Origin of the sequence: Kitasatospora sp. NPDC059160 (genome assembly GCF_042755465.1) — a bacterium.
Lineage (GTDB): Bacteria > Actinomycetota > Actinomycetes > Streptomycetales > Streptomycetaceae > Kitasatospora.
Genome location: NZ_JBHZCN010000240.1, coordinates 1 through 2,087, shown reverse-complemented (window position 1 = coordinate 2,087; position 2,087 = coordinate 1). Strand labels below are relative to the sequence as shown.

General features: G+C 77.0%; 2 protein-coding genes. One reads left to right on the top strand and one right to left on the bottom strand.

Annotated elements, in window-relative coordinates:
• Positions 1–93 precede the first annotated feature (93 nt).
• Positions 94–969 carry a sulfurtransferase gene (locus tag ACFXOZ_RS42435; RefSeq protein WP_380595392.1) on the bottom strand — a complete coding sequence of 292 codons (876 nt, stop codon included), beginning with the start codon at positions 967–969 and terminating at the stop codon, positions 94–96.
• Between the two features lie 166 nt (positions 970–1,135).
• Here ACFXOZ_RS42435 and ACFXOZ_RS42430 point away from each other — a divergent pair, with 166 nt between their 5' ends.
• Positions 1,136–1,876 carry a VOC family protein gene (locus ACFXOZ_RS42430; RefSeq protein ID WP_380527139.1) on the top strand — a complete coding sequence of 247 codons (741 nt, stop codon included), beginning with the start codon at positions 1,136–1,138 and terminating at the stop codon, positions 1,874–1,876.
• The last annotated feature ends 211 nt before the right edge of the window (positions 1,877–2,087 follow it).

Genomic DNA, 2,087 nt, shown 5'->3' with positions numbered 1-2,087 from the left:
GCGGGGCGCCGGCCGAGCCGGCGCCCCGCAGCACTGTGTGGCCGTCAGAAGACCTTGCCGCAGAACGGGTGCCCGCTCAGCCCGGCCGGTCGGTCAGCCCCGCTGGTCGGTCACCGCCACCGGGCGGCCCGGGTCGCTCGACCACTCGCTCCACGAACCCGGGTACAGCACCGCGTCCAGGCCCGCCGCCTCCATCGCCAGGATCTGGTGCGCCGCCGTCACGCCCGAACCGCAGTACACCGCGACCTCGCGCTCCCCCGCGCCCAACGCCCGGAACCGGGCCAGCAGTTCGGCCGCCGGGCGGAACCTCCCGTCCGGGCCCACGTTCTCGGCGGTCGGCGCCGACACCGCGCCCGGGATGTGTCCGGCCCGCGGGTCCACCGGCTCGCTCTCGCCCCGATAGCGCTCCCCCGACCGGGCGTCCAGCAGCAGACCGCTGCGCGCCCGGGCCGCGGCAGCGTCCGCGTCCAGCGTCGGCAACTGCCCCGGCACGGGCTTGAAGTCGCCCTCCGCCGGCTCCGGCAGCTCCGCCGTCACCGGCAGCCCGGCCGCCCGCCAGGCCGCGAAGCCGCCGTCCAGCACCCGGACGTCCGGGTGCCCGGCCCAGCGCAGCAGCCACCAGGCCCGCGCCGCCGCCATCGACGCCGCACCGTCGTACACCACGACCGGACGCCCGGAGCTCACCCCGAACCCGCGCATCGCCGCGCCGAACTCCTCCGGATCCGGCAGCGGGTGGCGCCCGCCCCGGCCCGGAGCGCCGGGCGGGGCCGCGAGATCCCGGTCCAGCTCGACGAAGTGGGCACCGGGCAGGTGCCCGGCCCGGTACTCCTCGGCCGCGGTCGGGCCGCCCGGCGCGGCACCGACCAACTGGTAGCGCACGTCCAGCAGCACCGGCGGCCGCGCGGAGGCGAGCGCCTCCCGCAGCTCGGCCGCGGAGATCAGCGGGGAACCGTCGTTGAAGGTGGTCATGCCGGCCATTGTCGCGCAGCGCGCCCGAACCGCGGCTCTTTGTGCGCTCTTTGCCGGACTTTCCGCGCGGGTCGAGGGTTGGGCGCGCGCCAGGGTGGAAGCATCACCCTCGCGCGCCCGGATCTCCGTGCGCCGAACACCCGTGAGGAGGCCCGCATTGCCCGCGGTGGAACTCCGACTGGCCCAGGGCACACCCTGCTGGGTCAGCCTGCTGACCGACGACCTGCCCGGCGCGCGCGCCTTCTACGGCGAGCTGCTCGGCTGGACGTACTCCCCCGGGCCCGGCCAACTCGGCGCCTACGTCCGGGCCGAGCTCGACGGCACCCCCGTCGCCGGCCTCGGCGTCTCCAGCACCACCGGCTTCCCGGTGCAGTGGACCACCTACTTCGCCGTGGACGACGCCGACCGCACCGCCCAACTGGTGCGCGAGTGCGGGGGCACCGTCGCGGTCGGGCCGCTGCAGGCCGACGACGCCGGGCGGATGGCCGTCGCCGCCGACCTCTCCGGAGCCGTCTTCGGCCTCTGGCAGGCCGAGCAGCACCTCGGCCGGGAGGCCGGGATGGACCCGGGCGGGCCCGCCTGGGCCGAACTGCTCACCCCGGACGCCGACGGCGCCGCCGCCTTCTACGGCACGGTGCTCGACCGGCCGGTCCGGCCCACCGCCGACGAGAGCGCGCTGCTGGTGCACGGGCGCCCGGTCGCGGGCATCCGCCACCGCGCCGACCTGCGCGGCCACCCGCCGCGCTGGCGCACCCACTTCGCCGTCCGGGACGCCGAGCTGACCACCCGTCACACCGTCGAACTCGGCGGCCGGGTCCTGGTCGAACCGCACGACACCGCCCGCGGCCGGGCCGCCCGACTGGCCGACCCGCAGGGCGGGCACTTCTCGGTGCTCGAAGCCCTGTGACTCGCCCACTCGCCTCCGGGGCGCTCGGACCCGGCGCCGACGGTCGTCGCTCCGGCGCTCGTCCCCCGCTTGTCGCTCCTCGCTTTCGGCACCGGCGCACCCCTTCGGCTCGGGGCGGTTAGGGCCTGTCCGGCGGATCTTGGCAGATCAGCGCGCGGCGTTGGGCGCCCGGCTGGGCGTGCGCCCGAGTCGGCCTCGTACTGGACGTACT

Coding starts and splice junctions, on each gene's coding strand:
- ACFXOZ_RS42435 (WP_380595392.1), bottom strand. CDS start 969: ATGACCACCTTCAACGACGGTTCCCCGCTGATCTCCGCGGCCGAGCTG.